Genomic DNA, 21,428 nt, shown 5'->3' with positions numbered 1-21,428 from the left:
ACCTCTCCTCCTATTTACTTATCCATCCTTTATTTTAGAAAATTCTTGGTCTAAAGGCAAAGTAATAACTAATTGGCATCCTTTTCCTTTTTCCGTATTTAATGAAACATCTCCGTTTATCATATGAATTCGATTTCTCATTGCACTTAACCCGAAACCAAATTCAACCTTTTCCATCCCGGTCCCGTTATCGACGAGTTTGAATTGTAAATAAGATCCTTTTGTTTGTAATGTAAAGTGAAAATGCGTACTATTCCCGTGACGAATTCCGTTGGTTAACCCTTCTTGAAGTGCATAATAAATGACTTTCTTTTGAGCGTGGTTTAACTTTGGTACTTCTTCTATTTTCGTTGTTATTAATACACCTGTTGCCTTCATCGTATCTTCTATCAGCATCGTCAAGGCTTCTTCCATATTCATGGTTTCTTGAACTTCCCCAAGTATTCTTACCGATTCTCTAATTCTTTGTAAACCTTTTCGTAATAACTCTTGCGACAGCTTCATTTTTTCAAACGCTTCATTTGGTTGGGATTTAGAGAGACGTTTTCCAGCCTCAAGTTGAACGATGACCGTTGTCAAAGAGTGCCCTGTTATATCATGAATTTCATGCGCAATCCGGTTTCTCTCCTCAAGTACAGACATTTCAATTAATGCTTCAACGGTTTCTTTTTGTGATTTTTCTAGTCCGATCGTTCGTTCCTCCACTTTCTTTTCCAAATTTTGATTTAACTCTTGAAGTTGCTGTGTGACCTCTTCAACTTTCGAAAAAGCACGGGAAAATTGAGTCGATAAATGAAAAGATTGCGCAAATAAAAAGATAAATAATCCAAACGGGGACAGTTCTCTCGTAATAATAATCTGATTATAGAACAAGAAGTCATTAATCACCGTTAAAACATAGAAAATTCCGACCCCAAAATTTAGTGCCGACATATCACGTTTATTCTTCATCGCTTTAAATCCTGATACAATCACAACGACAATCACAATTACCGTAATGATTTGATAAACCGTTAATGTCATGGTAAAAATTCGTGCAGGTGTCACAAGAATGAAGGCAACAAATAAACTCGCAATTCCCCAAAGTGGACGGCTTATTAATTTATGAATTTCATCAGGGTACAGTTGCCTAGCGAAAGAGACAAATAAGGGTACGCCAATATAAAAACAGATATATTCAATTTTCTTAATCCACTCCCACGGGAATTGTGGGAATACTTGTATAAAAAAAACTTCGCCAACCATCATTGCACGTAGTCCAATGACGAGACAAAACAGTCCAAAATATAACGTTGATTTTTCTTTTCTTCTTAATATATATAACCCTAAATGGTAAAGCCCCATCACAAAAAGACTTCCGATAAGAAACATTTCAAAAGCTAACTGTTTTTCGCGCAAACTCGTAATTGCCTTATCTTCCCCTAACCTTATACTTCGCCAAAGTCCACCTTTTGAGTGATGAAAATTTGCAACATGAAAAACGAGATCAATTTCTTGCTCTTGTGGTTCAAAGTAAACTACTTGTGGTAAGTATGCAGGGACTGTCCTTTCCCGAGATTGTCCAGGGGACCCAGCTTCACCGAGTTGCCTTCCGTTCACCCAAACTTTATAAGAAGTAAAAGCATTTGGTAAGTAAAGACCTAGCATTTTCCCGACATCAACTTCAGAAATGAAAATATTAATATGATAGGTCGCATATCCATCTCCTGATAATGACTCACCATTCCATATTTGGCCATTCCACTTTGATGGCATGTCAATGAGTACCCGTTCGCCTGTATTGTTTGGTCCTGAAGGGTCTAACCATTGTTCCCAGCTAAAATACCATTCTCCAGCTAAAGAAATGGGTCCAACCTCTTTAATTGAGATCTCTGTTAAGTCTAACTGACCACCTTCTGCTGTTGGCATCCTCTCGGGACGCTCGTAAGAAGAAAATACAAGAATAGCAGAAATGATTAGAATTGAAATTAAAAAAAAGATGATTTTCTTCTTCATCGCCCAACCTCTTACCTTTCCGATACTTGTGACATGTAAACGACTAATTTTACGGTGAGCTACTTTTAACCACCTATAGTATAATCTAATTATAGAATTTTCGGAACTTTATGAATAGTTAGTGGTATTAAAAAGACAAATGTAATTTAATCTTGCTTCCTACGTGCTATCCCGAACAGGATTTAGTATGATAAGAATATCGTACAAAATAAGGTATAATGTCTTTACATATTTTATTATTTTTAGAAGGCGAGGAGGCGTAACCTTTGGAAGTAATTAATCAAGCGTCGATACAGGAAATTATTAATCAATACGCTAATCAAGAAATGTATATCCACCTTGAAACGACCAATGGAGCATATACTGCTTTTCGGAACGGTACCCCTTTTACATCTGGTGTATTTATCCGAAATGGGAAAGTACAATATGAACATGGCAAAATCACTGGGAATAATCCATATCGGGTTGGGTTGAAAATAGATCTCGGTTGGATTTATGCTGAAGGTCTCACCCATTGCCACATTACAGATGATCAATTACTGCTTGCTGGATTAGATGATCAAGGGCGTTTAGCCGTTTCATTTCAGTTAAGTCCACATCCATTCAAATAAAGGAGGTTCATATGGAGGATCATTTATTAGTCATTTTACCGCATCCAGATGACGAGTCATTCGGGGCTGCAGGAACGATGTTATCTTTTAAAGAAAATGGTGGAAAAGTTACATACGCATGTATGACCTTAGGAGAAATGGGACGAAATATGGGGAACCCACCGTTTGCTAACCGAGAAACATTACCCCAGTTACGCAAACAAGAGCTTGAAGCCGCTGCCGAAATTTTAAAAATTGATGACCTCATCCTTATGGGACTAAGAGATAAGACGATTGAGTTTGAAGATGAAAATAAATTAGCCGAGCGAATTAGTAAATTAATAGAAGATCGCAAGCCGACTCTCGTCATTACATTTTACCCAGGATATGCCGTACACCCTGACCACGATGCCTGTGGTGCCGTCGTGATAAAGGCTGTCGCTTCGATGCCAAAGGAGCAACGTCCAACGGTACATGCACTAGCCTTTTCAAAAGAATGCATCGATGATTTAGGTGAACCACAAATTATTAATGATATCAGTCGCTTTCATCAGCAGAAGCTAGATGCCTTAAAAGCACATAAAACACAAACTCAAGAAGTGGTTAGCCAAACTGAAATTGCATTAAAAGAAGGAACCGGCGAAGTGTTAGATCGCTTTAAATTCGAGCGGTTTTGGATTTATTCTTTTGATGATTAATAGAACGATACCCCCTCACTACGATAGTGAGGGGGTATTTTATAGGACAAACATCGCTGATCTCTATACTTCGACTCAGTTAATAAGTGGACATAATCAGTCTACTTAATTTTTATATCGTTAACCTAAATAACCCCATAATAAAATTGCTGTGCAAAATACGATCCCAATCCAAAACATAATCATGACTAAGTACCCCATAATATCTTTTAACTTCAATCCTGCTATGGCTAATACAGGAAGTAGTAAGAATGGCTGGATCATATTATTCCAAGCATCACCTAATTGTACACTCATCGCTGTTTTTATAGTAGAGGCACCAAGCTCTTTCGCTGCTTCAATCATAACAGGTCCTTGAATGGCCCATTGTCCTCCACCAGAAGGTGCTAATAAATTAACGAAGTAGGCACTAATTAAGCTCCAAAATGGTAAACTCTCAGGAGTAGAAATCGTCACAAACCATTGCGCGATCGTTGTTCCTAAACCAGTACCTGCCAAAATACCAATGATCCCAGCATAGAATGGAAATTGAATAACTAATCCAGCAATACTTTTAATCCCCTCAAGTAAAGAATTGAAATAACGAGCTGGAGTCCCCATTAGTAGCATTCCTAGAAATAACATAATAAAGTTTAAGGAATTAATATTAAGCGAGTTTCCAGTTGAAAAATAGCTGACAGTATAAATAAGTCCGAGGACCCCGATGCCAATACCAAGTATCTTACTATTGTTCATTTTACTTGCGAAAGTATCTTCTTCCACTGTTGTGGCAGCAATTTCAGATTGTTCGTGAACTTGGACATCTGGTTGGGCAATTTCAATAATATCTTCTTTTCTTTTTGGATGAATAAGAACATTAAAGATTGGTAGTGTAATTAAGATGGCTAATGTTGTTAACATCATTGGTAGAGAAAAGATTGTTTCAGATAACGGAATGACACCCATTTGCTCCTCGAGAAAGTGACCTGGCGTTGAAATGGTGATAGGTACACTCCCCGATATTCCTGATCCATACAATACAAAGCCACTATATGCAGCTGCAATGATAAGGGGGTAATGAACGCCTTTTACATGTAACGCAATTTTTCTAGCAACAATTGCACCGATAACTAAGCCAAATCCCCAATTGATAAAAGTACCGATTCCAGCAATTAATGTTGCCATAATAATCGCCATCGCTGGGGTTTTAATAGGTGCTATCGCTTTATTTAGGAGCCGGTCAACAATTGGCGTTTTGGCAAGTACATATCCTGTTAAGAGGATAACGCTCATTTGCATCGTAAATGTTAGCAAATCCCAAAAACCATTTCCCCAATAAACCGTTGTTTCAATAAAACCTGTTCCTTGAATGCCCATGGCGAGTACTACAGTTACAATAGTTAATACAATTGCGATCGTAAATGGCTCAGGTAAATACCTGTGCATGATTTTTGTAAAAAACGTCGTTAATCTTTCCAATGTCAACTCTCCTTTTTCATTCATTATCATTGACCTCATACTACTCTCTCATATTTTTTAATTTAAAAGAATTTTTTCTTTGAACATTGCTTTTTGCAATGATAGTTAACCCAGACTTCGCATGTTAGCGCTTACAAAATCACTTGAAATATTGTTCTTAATTGAACAATATTTGCTGAAGCTAATAATTTTCATGATTGAAAGCATATAAGTGTTCCTTTAGCACCTTCCTGTACGGTGGCTGTCATCAATTCTATTAAAAAGTAAAAGAGAGGTGACAAAATTGGAAATCATTCCTTTATTTCCCTTCGTAAGTGACACATTTAACAGGTTCATTTTTTAAATATAAACGGACGCAATCATTTTTCCAAATACATTTTCTATGCTTTTCATTGTTTTTCATTTTATTAACAAACTCAGCATCAGCAATAACAGCTCTTCCTAAAGCAACCATATCCGCTTTTTCATTTTGAATAATATCTTCAATTAAGGATGGAGAACCAATCTTACCGACCGTGATAACGGGAACGTTTATATGCTTTTTTATTTGTTCAGCTAAATGAACATTTAGACCATCTTGCATATCATGTGTCGCCACTTGACGATAAGAACTATAGGAACGGTTTCCTCCAAGTTCAAGTCTCCCTCCAGCTGAAACATGTATTGCATCTGCACCAGCTCTCACCAACTTTTTACTAATGTAAGTTGCGTCAACTAATGTGTTTCCGCCGACCATATATTCATCTCCATTAATCCGGCAAATAACTGGAAAGTCCTCTCCTAATCGTTCCTTCGTTTTACGTACGATCATCTCCGCTAATTTAGCACGGCCTGCTGCATTTCCACCATATTGATCGGTTCTTTTATTTGCGTATTTAGATAAGAAGTCGGCAACCGTATACCTGTGCGCCATGTGAAAATCGACAATTTGAAACCCAGCTTCTTTTACACGAACAGCTGCTTCAGTAAAGTCATCGATGACTTCTTCTACTTCTTCCAATGATAGATCACTCGGTTTTCGGTTAGAAAGATATAAACAATCCCCTAATTGTAAAGAGGCAACGGCCCCTTCTCTTTTAATTGCTGAGGCAAGCTTTGATAATCCATCTATAAAACGATCATCATATAAGGCTAAACTATATTCGTTTTTTACCATTCGTTTTGCGCTTACCGATGTGTTTTCTACTGTGATTAAACCTACCCCCCCAGCAGCTCTTTTGGCATAATAATCGATTAATTCGTCCGTTACATAACCATCTTTTGTTGCTAGATTCGTATCCATTGGTGCCATGACAATTCGATTCGGAACGGTAACGCAACTAATTTGAATAGGCTCAAACACTCTATTTTCTTCCATAGTAATCTCCTTTCTTGCAGACGTTGTTTAGACGATTGCGAGCGGGTTAATTGGACTTCCAACAGCACCTGTTATGGAAAGTGGCGCAGCTACAAACATACATTCATACACCTGATCCTTTGCCAGCTCTTCGAAATTAAACAGCTCCATAAAATAAACTCCCAAATCGCGGAGCGCTTTCATATGCACAGGAAGAACCGCATCTTTTCTTTCTTCTGGCTTAACTTCTACCGCTAAATTATCTGTAGCTATACCGATAATTTCTTTTTCATAGATCCATTGAACACAAGCTTCACCAATCCCTGGTTCTGAGTGTTCAAATAATTGGGGGTCTTTATCGAGCATTTTTAGCCAGCCTGTCCGGATGAATACCATATCTCCTGGTTTAACCTTTATGCCTTGCGATGCTGCACACTCGTCTAGCATTTCAGGGGTGATAACTTCACCACCTTCTAAATGTTCTACTCCTTTAAACGTAGGAAGATCAAGTAAAACGGCTCTCGTTGTAATTCCTTTTACCTTTTCAATTCCACAGTGCTTGGCTCCTTTACTTTTGACGGAATCCTCAGAATAACCATTATAGAGTTGCTGGTCATACCAAACATGAGAAAGTGCGTCCATATGCGTTGCGCCATGGGTGTTTAAAAAAACATATCCATCTGAAAACTGAAACCCACCTGGCTTTTTTGCCCCTGCAGCATAGTCCCCACCGTCACGAGTCAATACATGAAATGGCGGCATCCGCATCGAACCATCATAAGGTGTTTGGTTCATATGAATAGGCATTGTCAAACTATATACTTTTCCTTTTTGAATTAACCTTGCTGCTTCCACAATTTTTTCAGGAGAAATAAAGTTTAATGCGCCTATTTCATCTTCTTTACCCCAGCGTCCCCAATTTGATAAATTCATTGACTTTCACTCCTTAATTACGAATCTCGAATATAGCCTTATATTTTAATAGAAAATAGCTGCTCTTTTAACTGATTTTTTTTAATTTTTCCTGACTCCGTCATTGGGAATTCATTGACAATGACTAGTTTTTTAGGGATTTTATATCCAGCGATCCTTCCTTTTAAATAAGTTTGTAGTTCCTCTAGTTCAAAACTAGCCTTTGCTTTTTGTCTAATAACTGCTACTGGTATTTCACCATAATTTTCATTTGGGATCCCAAGAAGCGCAACTTGTTCGATCAAAGGATGTTCGTACAAAATTCCTTCTACTTCTTCTGGGGAGAAGTTTTCACCACCTACACGAATAATTTCTTTAATTCTTCCATGGAAATATAAAAATCCATCTTCGTCTAGACTTCCTAAGTCACCTGTTCTTAACCAAGATTGAAAAAAGGTTTTTTCTGTCTCTATTTCGTTTTTGAAATATTCAGACATTACATTGTAGCCTTTTGTTACAATTTCTCCTTTATTTCCTGGTGGAAGAAATTCGTTTGTCAGTGGGTCAATAATAGCAATTTCACATGAAGGATGTGCACGCCCACAAGATGCTAATTTCTTTTCTTCAGGATCCGAGATGTCGCAAATCGCTACATTAGGTGAGGCTTCACTTAATCCAAAAACAAGAAGTATGTCCTTGATCCCCATCTTTTCTCTAATTAATTTCACCGTTTCAAGTGTACCTGTTGTCCACCCTGTTCTAACGGAGGCAAAGTCTTCACGCTGAAATTCTTCTAATTCCATCACTAATAAAAATAACGAATCGATCCCACTATACGTTGTACATTTATATTTTTTGACCATGTCTAATGCCTTTCTCGGTGTAAAATGTGAAAGGGAGTAAAATGGTACGTTATATAGCAAGGAGAGTATTACCTGCATTGTCACTCCACCAATATGGAAAAATGGCCCAGCACAAAAGACTTTATCCTTTGGTTTTATATGCATTCGTACACCAACATCGATCGCATTTCTTAATATTCCATAATGCGTTAACAAAGCTCCTTTAGGGAAAGATGTAGTCCCAGATGTATACTGAATTAACACTGGATCATCAGGTTTACAAACAACTTCATGATTTCCAAGATTACAAGCAACCGCCTCTTCCCAGGAAATGGCCTGCTTCGGCTTCGTTTCACCGATCCAAATTAAATGCTTTAAGTTCGGTAGCTCTTCACTAGTAAAGTGGTCGTGCCCTCCTGAGTGCCATGACATGACCATTTCTTCATATTGATTAGTAAGAAAAGTAGATTGTGTGATTAACACTTTGCTCTCAGAATGTTTGAGTACATATTTCGCTTCCGAAGCCTTAAATCGACAATTAATCGGTACTAAAATTGCTCCGATTTGGCCAGTGGCTAAGAGGGCGATAACCCACTCTACACGATTTGGAACCCAAATTGCGACTCGGTCACCTTTTTGAATACCTAAGCTTTGTAAGTAACTTGATAAACCTTCTACTTCAAAGAGTATTTTCCCATAATGACTTTCTTCTTTTTCAATAACACAGCATAAATCTTTTGATTGACGTTTTTTCAATTCGGTGATTAGTTCACCAAAGGTATGAGCATGGTTCAAAACAGAATTCTCCTTTCTAATTCAGTACTTTGTAAATGCTAGCGTTGTCATATCTTCTAGTATGGGGAATGTTGCTTTAACTTTCATTCCAGTTTGGACTTCTTCTATCGATACATCCACTATGTTGGCAAATAATTGAACACAAACGCCCGATCCATCATCAATTTTCACAACACCTAATACATAAGGAACATTAGGAAAATACTCTTGTGATGGCGAACGATGAACGATTGTAAAAGAATATAACTCGCCAACTAATGGAAGGTCCTCCCACTTCAAATCATCAGATTGACAACGGTTACAAATAATCCGTGGATAAAACTGTTTAGTTCGACATGTCTGACAGGTTTGGACGACTATCCTTTCTTCAGATAATGCATTCCAAAAGACTTTATTATATTGAGAACGATTGGTTCTAATATTGGTTAAATTCACTATGAGTCCCTCCCTAAAATGAGAGTGGATTGAACCGACATGACCCCTCCATTACCATGAACTAAGGCGATATTGGCATCAGCCACCTGTCTGTTGTCAGCCTCATTTCTTAATTGCCGTACAGCTTCAAGTACATGGTTAAGACCACCTGCTGTTCCAGGTTGACCGTGTGAGAGTAATCCTCCATGTGGATTTACTGGCAGCTTTCCTCCTATTGTTAACTCGTCTTTCTTTAATAAAGTTGCTGCTTCTCCCTTCTCACAAAAACCCAAATCTTCTAATAACATCAAAACGGTAATTGTAAAGCAATCATAGAGGAGCGCAACATCAATATCTTTTGGAGAAATGCCTGCGGTTTCAAATGCTTTTGTTCCAGACTCTACACTGCCAAAAGAAGTATAATCTTCCCTTTGAAATATATGCTCATGCGTTGTCTTTTCCCCATACCCTAATAAATGAACGGGCTTGGATTTAAAGTTTTGACTGTTTTCCTTTGAAGTCACGATAATCGCAGAACCCCCATCAGAAATTAAGGCACAATCTAAGAGACGTAACGGTTCGGCAATCCACTTGGATTCAAGTACATCTTCTATCGTTAATGGTGTTTTCATATGGGCGTTTGGATGCAGAAGTGCGTGATTACGATGGAGCACCGCGACCCTCGCTAAATCTTCATGGGTTACATTAAAAGTTTCCATATATTTGCGAGCAATTAAAGCATAAAACGATGGAATCGTCGGCCCGTATATGGCTTCAAACTGTGGATGGCCAAAGTTTGAAAGTTTTTTTACAGCATCGCCTCTTCCTAATCCTGTTAGGCGATTTTCTCCAAGAGAGATTAATACATTTTTGCAATAACCTGCATTAATTACAGCTTGAGCTAAACCGACGGCTGCACAGCCACTTGCGCCTCCTAATTGCATCGCTGTATTAAAAGTCGGTTGCAAACCTAAGTATTCTGATAAATATGTACTTGGCATCGGATGTGGTTCAGCTAGAGAATACGAAGAAATAACCCCATCGATATCACTCATTTTCATTCCAGCATCTTGAACTGCATTTTTTGCTGCTAGTGCTTGAAGTTCTATTGAAGTTAGATGTGGCAATTTTCCCATGGAAGTGTCGCCTACGCCTACAATTGCAACCAAAATACCAACCTCCTTTAGTAATGATTTAGTTAAATGAATAAATTCAGTGAATTAATTCACTTTCTTTTTTGTATTATATATTGTATGATTTAAATAAGTCAATTGAATTTTCAAAAAATTTAAAAAGGTGATTAAATGAGAAAAAAAGATGAGTTAACAACACGACAAAAAAAAGCATTAGAAACAAGAAAAACATTATTTGAAACAGCGATTCGATTGTTTATAGAAAATGGATTTGAAAATGTTCATATAGAAGATATTACGAGAGAAGCTGGCACTTCAACTGGTGCCTTTTATACACATTTTAAATCTAAGGATGATGTTGTTGTTGAACATTATAAAAAAATAGAAGATACATATGTACAAGCATACGAAAAATTAGATCCCTACTCGAGTGCCACAGAAAAATTATTGAATGTATTAAAAGCTGGATTTGATTATTCGGAAGGACTGGGCAGAAACTTTCTCGGAGTCTTCTTCTCTAACCAATTTGCCCAAAAAGAAGATATTCCTTATGCCATGCATAAAGACAGAAAAGTGTACAAGATTGTTCTCAATATTGTTGAAGAAGGACAACAGAAAAAAGAGTTTAGAACGGACCTCGATAAAAAGGATATTATTTCAATGATTTTCAAATGTTATACGGGGTCCCATTTTGAATGGACATTAATGAAAGACGAACGAAGTTTAGCCGAAGAAGGAATAAAGTTTTTAAGATTATTTATTGAGGGAACTGTTCTAGCTAAACAAATACCAGAAAAAACATAAAGTGAAAGAGAAACTTTATTCTTTAGGGGGGTTCCTGCATCCCCCATTGAATATTAGTTGAACCAATCGGCTTGGTACTGACAACTTACCTCCCACTTAGAATTTCTTGTTTTCCTTATAGCCTAAGTGGGAGTCTTAGCGCCAGTTAAAAGGTATAAACTCATTCGTTTTTTAAAAGAAATTCTTTAATTTGATCATTAATTTTTGGTTGATTTTGTTGAACTAGTGTATAGTGATTGCAACTAGTATCGATGGTTTCTAGATTATTAGCATACTTAATCGTATCTACATACGTCTCATCATCAAATAAAGGCGGATTGGCACCGAGTCCTTCCTTAGCCGTAAATAATAATGTCTTACATTGGATCGACGGAAAAAACGACTTAGACTCAAAAGTATAAAAGCTTTCAAAATCTTGTTCGATGGCTTCAGGGCTGGACTTATGCTTCCAAACGCCATTTTCCTCTTTGATTTCATATTTTGCAGTAAGTTCAAGTCTTGGACTCCATTCTACCCCTAACGAAGAGAAAATGGTTTTTACCTCATCGACATATGCTTCTTGTGACTCATAGGCTTTCCCTAATCTACCGATAGACGGTTTGATCAGTTCTCTTTTTTCTGGTGCTGTTTTCCCTGCACCATCGAGGAGGATCAAAGCTTCTACATCCTTCATTTTACTTGCTACCATAGCTGAAATAAATGCACCCATCGAATACCCTAAAAGAATTGGTTTTTCTATATTTAAAGCTTCAATTAATTGCAATGCATCTTCTGTATGAGTGTAAATAGACGTATCCGCATCGGCAGGCGAACTATTTCCTCGGCCACGAAGATCATACGAAATGAAACGATACTCTTTAGATAAGGCATCTGCATAAAAGCTTAAGCTATTAATATTCCCTGTTAAACCATGAATAGCGAAAATTGTTCCCTTCTCACCACCAGGATAATCGGTAACTTCGAAAGATTTATCTCCAACCACTTGCGTAAAACGTTTCATTTGCTCTACTCCTTTTTAACGGAAACTTAATACATAGGTAAGTACTTCTTTTTGTTTCCTTCAAATTATAATACAGTATATACAGAATAACGAGCTTCCCCTGGAACTCGTTTTCCAGTTCCAACAAATACCTTGCGATTTAACCACTCGTATTTAGTAGAATTCGTTTCAAATATTGGTGATGTACGGAAATAGTATTCAGACGGGTCTACATCCTCATTATTGTCTAACCGTTTGAGTACAGCTTCTGGTCCCTGTCGTATTCCGCGGTACGTCATCAAAATGATTTCACCGTCTTCGGTGCGTAGCATGATTCTGACATCCTGAATAATCGTCCCATCTTCACGAACAGTAATCCAGTCATCTCCTCCTTCAATCACTTCACCTTGAAGCATCGGTCCACTAAATGATCCACCAGACACTTGGATAATTCTTCTTGTTCCAACAGGCGTGGTACCGACAAAACTAGGTGCTTTTACTTTGACTGTCAGATCAAAGAGTAATTCTAACTTTGGTTCTTCTAAACGTTCTAAACTCATGATAATCCTCCTCAAAATTCAGTAATTTTACTACCTGTTACGCTAACAAATTACTTTCATTGTATATTTCCTTTTATTCCACTAACTACTTTAGCCTTAATCAAATCACCCAAGATTATTTTGCGGGAAATTTATAGAAAATCACTGGCTAGTAACCAGACAGGAAGACCTCCTGCTAACATGGCAACAAATGCAACTTCTGCAATCTCCTCATTCGTTGCCCCTAGTTTTTTAGCCGTTTCTATATGAATCCGAGCTCCCTCACCATAACGTTCTACAAGATTAATGCAAACGAGGACCAACTCTTTAAGTTTTCTAGAAATCACATGATCTCTGAGAATTTCTGAACGTAAACTTCCATAATACTGTGCTACCTGAGGAGCAAATTCTAGCATGGTCGCTACCCACTTAGGGAGCGAACCGTTCGCTTCCCCTTCAAAATAAGCAATCGCACCTTGTAAGTCTTCAATACGTTGTTTGACATTTTTTGTTTCACTACTAGTTCTACTTATTTTTTCCAACCCTAAATATTCCCTAGCATATACAATAGCCTTAATTCCCTCTAACCAAGATGGAATTCCTCTTGATAGGATACAAGGAGTTAAAATATCAACAATTTCTTCAATAGATGCCCCTAAGTCTAACGCTTCTTTTGTATGATAGAGTAAACCTTGTTCATACCTTCGAGCAGCATTAACCCCGACTAAAATTAAAGACTTTTCTTTTTTCGATAAAATTCCATCTTTCATACATTCTGCTAGTAATTTTTCGTATGAATTGAAGATAGTCTCATTGTATTGTTTCATTTTCTCTATTGCAGTTGTATTATTAATAGAATGAAAAGAAGTTAAACTTTTGTCCACTCTTACACCTCCTTCACATACTAAGCTAGAAACCTATACTCCTTTAAATACCGTCGCAATTCCTTGACCGCCTGCTATACATAACGTTGCTAATCCGTATTCTGCTTTTCTCTTTTTCATTTCATGGAGTAATGTGACTGATATTCTTGCTCCACTATTTCCAATCGGGTGTCCCAAAGCAATGGCTCCCCCGTTCACATTAATTTTCTCCTCTGGAATTTTCATTTCACGGTTTACTGCGATACTTTGCGCAGCAAATGCTTCATTTAATTCTACTAAATCTAGTTTGGCACTATCAATATTGGCCATATTCAACGCTCTTCTACTTGCTTCTACTGGTCCAATTCCCATAATTCTAGGATCAACTCCAGATAGTCCAATAGATACTACTTCTGCCAAAGGAGTTAAGTTATGTTCAATGAGAAAACTTTCTGAACAGACGGTTAACAAAGATGCGCCATCATTTAATCCTGAAGAATTTCCAGCGGTTACTGTTCCTCCTGCTTTAAATGCAGGTTTTAACGTAGCCAGCTTTTCCATTGTTGTTTTCCGAGGATGTTCATCCACCTCAAACTTAATTTCTCCTTTTTTTCGGTCCTTCATGCTAACAGGGACTATTTCATCTTTGAAACGACCTGATTCAATTGCGTTAAACGCTTTTTGCTGACTTTCTAGTGCAAAAGTATCCTGCTCTTCTCTTGAGATTTCATAATCTCTTGCTAAATTTTCCGCTGTTTCTCCCATCACTAGACGACCATATTGATCTTCAGGCTGTGATCCTGGTTGACTTTCCTTATTCGGGTCGAGAATTTCTCCATTTCCAGCTAAATACCCAAATCTAGCATTTCTAATATAGTACGGAGCTGTACTCATACTTTCAACACCACCAACGATAAAAGCATTGCCCACACCCGCTTTAATAGACAGAAAGGCATTTTGAATTGCTTGCATACCTGATCCGCATTGACGGTGAACCGTATAACCAGGTATCGCTTCGGACAGACCTGATTTTAATAATACTTTTCGCGCAATATTTGATTGATCTTGACTTTGTTTTGCTTGACCAATGATGACTTCATCGATTTTATCTAGTGAAAACAGATTTTTCTCTTGAAGACTCCCAAATAAAGGCAATAATAAATCATCTGGTTGAATATCCTTGAACATTCCACCTAATTTCCCGACGGGCGTACGTTCAGCTGTTACGATATAAACGCGATTACTCATTTTTCTCCTACCTCCATTTGTAGAGCTTCACTAATTTTAAACGTTGCTCCTGTTTTTTCAATAACTTCCTTTATGGTTGCTTCTGGGCCAAGTTCTGTTAAAACGAGCTCATTATCAATGAATTCAAATACAGCAAGTTCGGTAATGATCATATCAATTTGTCTTGTAGAAGTAATCGGGTATTTACATGATTCAACAATTTTTGGATCACCGTTTTTCGTCGTATGACTCGTCGTAACGATCACTTTCTTTGCCCCAACTAAAAGATCCATCGCGCCGCCAACACCTAAAATATTTTGACCAGGTACTGCCCAATTGGCGATTAACCCTTTTTCATCAACTTGAAGGGCACCTAGAATTGCCGTATCTACATGACCTCCTCTAATCATTCCAAACGAATCAGCACTATGAAAGAAAGATGAACCCTCTTGTTCTCCAACAGGTAGCTTACCTGCGTTTACTAATAACGGATCAAAGTTTTCTCTATCTTCAAGTTCTTTCACACCTAACATCCCATTTTCCGTATGAAAATAAAACAACGTTGTATCTACATAATTGGTTACTAGCGTTGGAATACCAATCCCTAGGTTAATTACTGAGTAAGGTTGAAGTTCTTTTGCTGCTCGCTTTGCAATTATTTCTTTCATACTCATTTTACCGTCACACCTTCCTTAGATAAGATTAGTTGACTTTCGACGATAGCATCTACATACAAATGTGGACTGACAATTTCTTCAGGAGAAAGTTGTCCTACTTCGACAATTTCATCTACTTCTGCAATAACATAATCTGCAGCCGTTACCATCATCGGATTAAAATTTCTAGCTGTTTTATAGTAAACCAGGTTTCCTAAACGATCGGCCTTCGCTGCCTTTACGATTGCAACATTGGCTTTTAGCGCTTTTTCAAACACATACATTTCTCCATCAATTTCTTTTACGTCTTTTCCTTTAGCTAGCTCGGTTCCTACACTTGTTTTCGTATAGTAACCACCTATACCTGCACCTCCTGCTCGAATGGATTCGGATAGAGTGCCTTGCGGAAGAAGCTGTACATCGATTTCACCTGCATTGTAATAATCTGCAACTTCTCGGTTACTTGTAAAATAAGAACCTACAACTTTTTTTATTTTTCCTTGTCTAAGTAAAATACCTAGACCTTTTCCTGCCTCACCAATGTTATTACTAATAACTGTCAAACCTTCAATTTCATGCTTCGTTAACTCATCGATTAATGTAAGTGGCGCACCTACTAAGCCAAAGCCACCAACCATGATCGTATCGTTACTTTTTATTTTAGAAATCGCTTCTTTTGTATTCATGATTTTATTTTTCATTCTTTTCACCTCTTTAAAGTAATAAAAAAAGCCTTTCCAAAAGAATTTGAAGATGCAATTGATCCTCAAAGTTTCTTTTGAAAAGGCTTGTTATCTCAATTATATGAAAATGGTAGTTTTCACCATTGAGAATCGACTTTTCATGAACTAATCATTTATTAAATTATCCAAAATATCCCCATAATAAGAAGACGCTAACAAAAATGGCACCAATCCATAACATGATAACTACAGTATAACCCATTACATCTTTTAATTTCAAGCTAGATAATGCTAAGACAGGCAGGATCCAGAAAGGCTGAACCATATTATTCCATGCATCACCTAACATTACAGCCATCGACGTTTGGGTAATAGATGCTCCAATACTTTGTGCAGCTTCTATCATTATTGGTCCTTGTACTGCCCACTGTCCTCCAGCAGAAGGAGCGAGTATATTGATAAAGAAGGCACTTATTAATCCCCAAAATGGCAATGTTTCAGGAGTAGAAATACTGACAAATCCTTGTGCAATCGTACCAACTAAGCCTGTTCCAACGATAATAGCCATGATCCCTGCGTAAAATGGAAATTGTAGTATAATTCCAGATATTGTTTTGATACCACTATTTAATGTTTCAATATAACGAGCTGGTGTTCCTAATAATAAAATTCCTAAGAATAGTAAGATAAAGTTAATGATATTTAAGTCGATTGAACCACCTCTAGAGAAATAGAGGAAAATATAAAGCATCCCTAACAATCCAATAGAAACTCCGAAAAACTTACTGTTATTTAATTTTGAAGCAATTGTTTCGTGTTTAAGATCCTCAACTGTTGCAGCAGCTTCATTAACAATTCCTAAATCTGGATTAATTTCAATGATGTCTTCTTCTCTCTTCGGATGTAAAAGAGCGTTTACAATTGGTAATGTAGTGATTAGCAACAGAGAAGTGATGAGCATCGGGAAAGAAAAAATCGTTTCTGATAATGGAATAATACCAATTTGACCTTCTAAAAAGTGACCCGGTGTTGAAATCAAAACAGGTACACTTCCAGATAATCCGAGACCGTAAAGAGCAAACCCACTATAACCAGCGGCAATAATTAATGGATAATGGACTCCTTTTACTCCACGTGCTAATTTCGTTGCAATAATTCCGCCAATAATAAGTCCAAAACCCCAGTTTAGATAACTTCCGATTCCACCAACTAAAGTTGCTACGGCTACAGCTGTTCTTGGCTGATGTACTTTTGATACAATCATATTTAAGATTTTATCAACAAACGGAGTCTTTGCTAGAACGTAACCCGCTGCAAGAATAACGGCCATCTGTGTGGTAAAAGCAAGTAAATCCCAAAATCCACTTCCCCAATAGTACGTGATATCAGTAAAGCTACTTCTCTCAACAACCATTGCCAATACGACAGTTAGCAATGTTAAACCGATTGCAAATACAAATGGATCAGGTAAATATTTATTCATAAGTCTAGTAAAGAAATTCGTTAGTTTCGTCATTCTTTGTTCCCCCTTTTACTTCTACGTTGATTTAACTCAAGAGTATTTTAAATAGGCTCTTGTGTTGCCTTATTTAACCGCTTACAAAATTTAGTTCAAAGGGTATTATTATAACTTCCCTATTGAGCTATTACCTATTACTTTCTCAAAAATTTTATTTATTCCGTCTCCTCCTTTCACGAGAAAAACAAAAAAACCTAGCTCATCCATAAATAATAAGGGGAATCAAAAGCTACCCTTTATTACTAATGGAAAAGCTAGGTATTCTTTAATTGAACTGGAATGGTTTGTTCCAATTATTAAAAAATTCACTTTTCTCACGTAATTTCGAACTATTTAAATACTTTATATTTATAAATTATAACGAATCTTACAGAATGTCAACTGTTTGTTTTTTCCAAATAACGTTTATATGCAGCTTTTAAAGCTACTATGACCGAATTTGTAGATGGTGCTATATAGTTACTTTCAATTTTATTTATGATCTCATCTAAACCCTTTGATAGATCATAACCAACCATTAATCTTTTTATGTAGTCTTTTGCCAAATTCGTTATAAACGTAAATTCAACATTTTCAATTATATGTGTTTTCTTATTAATTTCTAATACAATGCCTGAATACTTGTACTTTTCATACATCGCACTCCCTTGTGGAGCCTTTGCATAACCTGTCACTAAAATTGTATCCATACTATTACCCCTATCGCTTTTATTAAAATTGTTTTCCACCCAATACAGGATTATTAACATTATATATGATTAAGGGTAAAGTAATACACTTTAATTTATAATTTAGAAATTATTTGCTGCACGTAAACAAAACCGCCCAGCTCCGAGCGGTTTTGTTGTATGTTTTTAGAATTTTGTCTGATAGCTGTCAATTTCCCAGCCATGAACAGCTATTCTAAAGCTATCATACTCAGCACGCTTTAGATCAACGTACTCTGTAAAAACATGGTCGCCTAATGTATCGCGTCCGATTTGCCCTTCTTCAAGTGCAGTTACTGCTGCTTCAAGGCTAGTTGGCAAGTTACGGATACCTCTTTCTTTTAATTCAGCAGCTGACATGCTAAAGATATCATCTGTAACTTCAGCTGGTACATCTAGATCACGGTTAATACCGTCTAAACCTGCAGATGCAATAATTGCATATGCTAAGTATGGGTTTGCAGATGGATCTGGACAACGGATTTCTACACGAGTACCAGCTCCACGAGTAGCTGGAATACGAATAAGAGCAGAACGGTTGGATGCAGACCAAGCAACGTAACAAGGTGCCTCATAACCTGGTACTAATCTCTTATAAGAGTTAACTAATGGGTTTGTCACCGCTACAAAGTTATCAATATTGTCTAATAAACCAGCGATAAATTTATACGATTTCTCTGAAAGTTGACGGCTGTCTTTTTCGTCATAAAATGCATTTTCTTGCTTTGCAATATCAAATAATGAAATGTTAACATGCATTCCGCTTCCGTTTGCACCTGCAATCGGCTTCGGCATAAACGATGCATGTAAACCAAATTGTCTTGCAACTGTTTTTACAACCCACTTATACGTAGTTGCATTGTCTGCAGCACCTAGTGCATCAGCATACTTAAAGTTAATCTCGTGCTGACCTTCTGCTACTTCATGGTGAGATGCTTCAATCGTGAAGCCCATTTCTTTTAACGTCCGATAGATTGCTAGGCGAACTTTTTCACCATAATCATGAGGAGATGGCTCAAAGTATCCACCAAGATCTTGTGTATTTAATGTAGGACGTCCTTTTTCGTCTGTTTCAAATAAGAAAAATTCTAGCTCTGGTCCAACACTAATTGAATAGCCTTGCTCTTTCGCTTTCTCTTCTGTTCTTTTTAAAACATGACGAGGATCTCCTTCAAAATCCGTTCCATCTGGGTTTTTTACCCCGCAAAGGAAGCGAGCTTCTGAGTACCCTTCCTCAACCGACCAAGGAAGAACACAAAATGTATTTAAGTCAGGCAGTAAATATAAGTCTGATTTATTAATTGGTGAAAATCCCGTAATCGATGAACCGTCAAACATTACTTTTCCTTCAGCACATTGATCAATTTGTTCTGCTGTTACTGTTACATGCTTTAATGTACCTTCAATGTCAACGAATTGCATATGCAAAAGCTCCACATGTTTTTCTTTAATAATCTCTTTAATCGCCTCTAACGTTAATTCCTTTGTAGTAACTGCACTCATTTTAACACTTCCCTTTCATGTAATCTTAATTAACATCTCTTGTTACCTCTTATTTTAAATAATCTCAAAATTTCCGCAACGCTATTGTAAGATAATCTGACATAGAGAATCAAAAAAGGTGCCCGCACCTTTAACTCAATGATGTGTTAAAAGTGCAGGCACCCTATTCTTTATTTCTTCTTCCGTGAAGCGGCTACTCTTACTTTTCCATTTTTCGATGGACCGCCACCTCTTGAACCACCTTTGCGATCCCGGTCGCGATCACGGCCTTTATCACCGCCGCGGCCACCAAAACCACCTTTTCCTTTACCTTTTCCTCTTCCGCCACCGCCAGATTTAAAACCTTTTACACGTAGCGGCGCTTCTTCTGTTAACTTGATTGGGACATCAATTGGTTCTTTCGTTAACATTTTCAATGCAGCAGAAAGTAACGTTACAGAATCTGTTTCGTCAAGAAGTTGTTCAGCTGACATACGATACGATTGGAAATCATTTTCCTCAACCGTCTTCATTAAACCTTCTACCGTCATACGCAGCTGACCTTCCATCGCTTCAGCTAACGTTGGCACAGGTTTTCGCGTAATTTTACGGTTGGACGTTTTTTCGATTGTTTTTAAATGCGTCAATTCTCTTGGTGTAACCAGTGTTAATGCTAACCCTTTATTTCCAGCACGACCTGTACGACCAATACGGTGAACATAGCTTTCTGGATCTTGTGGAATATCAAAGTTATAGACGTGCGTTACTCCTGAAATATCTAAACCACGTGCTGCTACATCTGTCGCAACAAGTACTTCTACTGTACCTTCTTTAAACTTTTTAATGACACGGTCACGTTGGTTTTGGTTAATATCACCATGTAACCCTTCTGCACTATAACCACGTTTATTTAACGCTTCAGCGACTTCGTCAACACGTCTTTTCGTACGACCGAATACAATCGCTAACGTCGGTGAATGAATGTCTAACATGCGGCTAAGCACATCGAATTTCTTTGATTCAGATACTTCCATATACTCTTGTTCAACATTCGCTGTAGTAATCTCAACCGATTTAACCATAATTGCTTCCGCATCTGGCTTCATAAACTTCTCCGCAAGACCACGAATTTGTTTAGGCATTGTCGCCGAGAACAATAGTGTTTGTCGTTCATTTGGAACTTCTTTCAAAATGGTTTCAATGTCTTCAATAAAGCCCATGTTTAACATTTCATCTGCTTCATCTAAAATAACCATTTCAATTGTGTTCATACGAATCGTTTTACGACGCATATGATCCATAAAACGACCTGGTGTTGCCACAATAATTTGTGGTTTACGTTTTAGTGCCTTAATTTGTCGGACGATATCTTGTCCACCGTAAATCGGTAGTGCTCTAACACCACGAAGGTTTCCAATCTTATTAAGTTCTTCTGCTACTTGAACCGCAAGTTCACGAGTAGGTGCTAATACAAGTCCTTGAATCGTTCCTGCTTCAATATCTACCTTTTCAATTAATGGAATACCAAAAGCTGCGGTTTTCCCTGTTCCTGTTTGTGCTTGTCCGATAACGTCTTTTCCTGCAAGTAATGTAGGAATCGTTTGTTCTTGAATAGGCGTTGCCTCTTCAAAACCCATGTCTGTAATTGCTTTTACAATTTGTTGGTGTATTCCAAACTCTTTAAAAGTTGCCAATGGATCTTATTCTCCTTTGTATCTAAAATTATTTATATTATATCGTTTGCTTTTTTGATCAGATTTATCAGAGCCAATTATAAGACTTCTTAAATAAAGGCT

Annotated in this window: 20 protein-coding genes; 3 read left to right on the top strand and 17 right to left on the bottom strand. The window is 37.4% G+C overall.

Annotation, left to right across the window (positions count from 1 at the left end):
- Positions 1-18: 18 nt before the first annotated feature.
- Complete coding sequence (locus BK574_RS18930) at positions 19-1,995, bottom strand: 7TM diverse intracellular signaling domain-containing protein (protein ID WP_078429652.1); 1,977 nt, start codon at positions 1,993-1,995, stop codon at positions 19-21.
- 266 nt (positions 1,996-2,261) lie between these two features.
- Between BK574_RS18930 and BK574_RS18925 the strand changes: the two genes are divergently transcribed.
- Both BK574_RS18925 and bshB2 read left to right on the top strand, forming a co-directional pair.
- Entirely contained in the window at positions 2,262-2,606 is a 345-nt protein-coding gene (locus BK574_RS18925; RefSeq protein ID WP_078429651.1) for a YojF family protein, read from the top strand.
- 11 nt (positions 2,607-2,617) lie between these two features.
- Positions 2,618-3,283: a bacillithiol biosynthesis deacetylase BshB2 gene (gene bshB2, locus BK574_RS18920; protein ID WP_078429650.1), complete on the top strand. Its 666-nt coding sequence runs from the start codon at positions 2,618-2,620 to the stop codon at positions 3,281-3,283.
- A gap of 120 nt (positions 3,284-3,403) precedes the next feature.
- Here the strand turns inward: bshB2 and BK574_RS18915 are convergent, their stop codons facing one another.
- From BK574_RS18915 to BK574_RS18890, 6 genes are all read right to left on the bottom strand, one after another.
- Complete coding sequence (locus BK574_RS18915) at positions 3,404-4,765, bottom strand: short-chain fatty acid transporter (protein WP_218970595.1); 1,362 nt, start codon at positions 4,763-4,765, stop codon at positions 3,404-3,406.
- 274 nt (positions 4,766-5,039) lie between these two features.
- Positions 5,040-6,098, bottom strand: coding sequence for an NADH:flavin oxidoreductase (locus tag BK574_RS18910; RefSeq protein WP_078429649.1), 1,059 nt, complete (start codon positions 6,096-6,098; stop codon positions 5,040-5,042).
- Positions 6,099-6,125: 27 nt separating this feature from the next.
- The gene (locus BK574_RS18905) at positions 6,126-7,010 is read right to left on the bottom strand and encodes a cyclase family protein (protein WP_078429648.1); all 885 of its coding nucleotides are present in this window, start codon (positions 7,008-7,010) and stop codon (positions 6,126-6,128) included.
- Between the two features lie 38 nt (positions 7,011-7,048).
- Positions 7,049-8,626 (bottom strand): class I adenylate-forming enzyme family protein, encoded by a 1,578-nt coding sequence (locus BK574_RS18900; protein ID WP_078429647.1) that lies wholly within the window; start codon positions 8,624-8,626, stop codon positions 7,049-7,051.
- Between the two features lie 21 nt (positions 8,627-8,647).
- A complete protein-coding gene (locus tag BK574_RS18895; protein ID WP_078429646.1) occupies positions 8,648-9,061 on the bottom strand; it encodes a Zn-ribbon domain-containing OB-fold protein in 414 nt (137 codons plus the stop codon).
- Entirely contained in the window at positions 9,061-10,209 is a 1,149-nt protein-coding gene (locus tag BK574_RS18890; RefSeq protein ID WP_218970594.1) for a thiolase family protein, read from the bottom strand. Before BK574_RS18890 ends, BK574_RS18895 begins: the two co-directional genes overlap by 1 nt.
- Positions 10,210-10,344: 135 nt before the next feature.
- Between BK574_RS18890 and BK574_RS18885 the strand changes: the two genes are divergently transcribed.
- Positions 10,345-10,977, top strand: a complete 633-nt coding sequence (locus BK574_RS18885) for a TetR/AcrR family transcriptional regulator (protein ID WP_078429645.1) — start codon at positions 10,345-10,347, stop codon at positions 10,975-10,977.
- A gap of 160 nt (positions 10,978-11,137) precedes the next feature.
- Here BK574_RS18885 and BK574_RS18880 read toward each other — a convergent pair whose 3' ends face one another.
- From BK574_RS18880 to cshA, 10 genes are all read right to left on the bottom strand, one after another.
- A complete protein-coding gene (locus BK574_RS18880; protein WP_078429644.1) occupies positions 11,138-11,977 on the bottom strand; it encodes an alpha/beta hydrolase in 840 nt (279 codons plus the stop codon).
- Positions 11,978-12,042: 65 nt separating this feature from the next.
- Positions 12,043-12,516, bottom strand: a complete 474-nt coding sequence (locus tag BK574_RS18875) for a DUF3237 domain-containing protein (protein WP_078429643.1) — start codon at positions 12,514-12,516, stop codon at positions 12,043-12,045.
- Between the two features lie 131 nt (positions 12,517-12,647).
- Entirely contained in the window at positions 12,648-13,379 is a 732-nt protein-coding gene (locus BK574_RS18870) for a carboxymuconolactone decarboxylase family protein (RefSeq protein WP_078429642.1), read from the bottom strand.
- A gap of 33 nt (positions 13,380-13,412) precedes the next feature.
- Complete coding sequence (locus BK574_RS18865) at positions 13,413-14,606, bottom strand: thiolase family protein (protein ID WP_078429641.1); 1,194 nt, start codon at positions 14,604-14,606, stop codon at positions 13,413-13,415.
- Entirely contained in the window at positions 14,603-15,259 is a 657-nt protein-coding gene (locus BK574_RS18860) for a 3-oxoacid CoA-transferase subunit B (RefSeq protein WP_075385207.1), read from the bottom strand. Before BK574_RS18860 ends, BK574_RS18865 begins: the two co-directional genes overlap by 4 nt.
- Positions 15,256-15,942, bottom strand: coding sequence for a CoA transferase subunit A (locus BK574_RS18855; RefSeq protein WP_075385206.1), 687 nt, complete (start codon positions 15,940-15,942; stop codon positions 15,256-15,258). The genes BK574_RS18860 and BK574_RS18855 overlap by 4 nt, the downstream gene beginning before the upstream one ends.
- 163 nt (positions 15,943-16,105) lie before the next feature.
- Complete coding sequence (locus tag BK574_RS18850) at positions 16,106-17,440, bottom strand: short-chain fatty acid transporter (RefSeq protein ID WP_078429640.1); 1,335 nt, start codon at positions 17,438-17,440, stop codon at positions 16,106-16,108.
- Positions 17,441-17,820: 380 nt separating this feature from the next.
- Positions 17,821-18,132, bottom strand: a complete 312-nt coding sequence (locus BK574_RS18845) for a DUF3870 domain-containing protein (protein WP_075385204.1) — start codon at positions 18,130-18,132, stop codon at positions 17,821-17,823.
- 165 nt (positions 18,133-18,297) lie between these two features.
- Entirely contained in the window at positions 18,298-19,653 is a 1,356-nt protein-coding gene (glnA, locus tag BK574_RS18840) for a type I glutamate--ammonia ligase (RefSeq protein WP_078429639.1), read from the bottom strand.
- A gap of 170 nt (positions 19,654-19,823) precedes the next feature.
- Complete coding sequence (gene cshA / locus BK574_RS18835; protein WP_078429638.1) at positions 19,824-21,326, bottom strand: degradosome RNA helicase CshA; 1,503 nt, start codon at positions 21,324-21,326, stop codon at positions 19,824-19,826.
- Between the last annotated feature and the right edge of the window lie 102 nt (positions 21,327-21,428).

Origin of the sequence: Alkalihalobacterium alkalinitrilicum, assembly GCF_002019605.1 — a bacterium.
GTDB classification, from domain to species: Bacteria; Bacillota; Bacilli; order Bacillales; family Bacillaceae_F; genus Alkalihalobacterium; species Alkalihalobacterium alkalinitrilicum.
Note: the sequence above shows the minus strand (reverse complement) of the source record. Positions and strands in the feature narration are given on the sequence as shown.

Excerpts from the sequence above, each read along its gene's own strand:
- BK574_RS18880 (WP_078429644.1), bottom strand. The coding sequence starts at position 11,977 with ATGAAACGTTTTACGCAAGTGGTTGGAGATAAATCTTTCGAAGTTACC.
- BK574_RS18855 (WP_075385206.1), bottom strand. The coding sequence starts at position 15,942 with ATGAAAAATAAAATCATGAATACAAAAGAAGCGATTTCTAAAATAAAA.
- BK574_RS18930 (WP_078429652.1), bottom strand. The coding sequence starts at position 1,995 with ATGAAGAAGAAAATCATCTTTTTTTTAATTTCAATTCTAATCATTTCT.
- BK574_RS18860 (WP_075385207.1), bottom strand. The coding sequence starts at position 15,259 with ATGAGTATGAAAGAAATAATTGCAAAGCGAGCAGCAAAAGAACTTCAA.
- BK574_RS18845 (WP_075385204.1), bottom strand. The coding sequence starts at position 18,132 with ATGGATACAATTTTAGTGACAGGTTATGCAAAGGCTCCACAAGGGAGT.
- bshB2 (WP_078429650.1), top strand. The coding sequence starts at position 2,618 with ATGGAGGATCATTTATTAGTCATTTTACCGCATCCAGATGACGAGTCA.
- BK574_RS18910 (WP_078429649.1), bottom strand. The coding sequence starts at position 6,098 with ATGGAAGAAAATAGAGTGTTTGAGCCTATTCAAATTAGTTGCGTTACC.
- BK574_RS18905 (WP_078429648.1), bottom strand. The coding sequence starts at position 7,010 with ATGAATTTATCAAATTGGGGACGCTGGGGTAAAGAAGATGAAATAGGC.
- BK574_RS18875 (WP_078429643.1), bottom strand. The coding sequence starts at position 12,516 with ATGAGTTTAGAACGTTTAGAAGAACCAAAGTTAGAATTACTCTTTGAT.
- BK574_RS18915 (WP_218970595.1), bottom strand. The coding sequence starts at position 4,765 with ATGAATGAAAAAGGAGAGTTGACATTGGAAAGATTAACGACGTTTTTT.
- BK574_RS18850 (WP_078429640.1), bottom strand. The coding sequence starts at position 17,440 with ATGACGAAACTAACGAATTTCTTTACTAGACTTATGAATAAATATTTA.
- glnA (WP_078429639.1), bottom strand. The coding sequence starts at position 19,653 with ATGAGTGCAGTTACTACAAAGGAATTAACGTTAGAGGCGATTAAAGAG.
- BK574_RS18865 (WP_078429641.1), bottom strand. The coding sequence starts at position 14,606 with ATGAGTAATCGCGTTTATATCGTAACAGCTGAACGTACGCCCGTCGGG.
- BK574_RS18885 (WP_078429645.1), top strand. The coding sequence starts at position 10,345 with ATGAGAAAAAAAGATGAGTTAACAACACGACAAAAAAAAGCATTAGAA.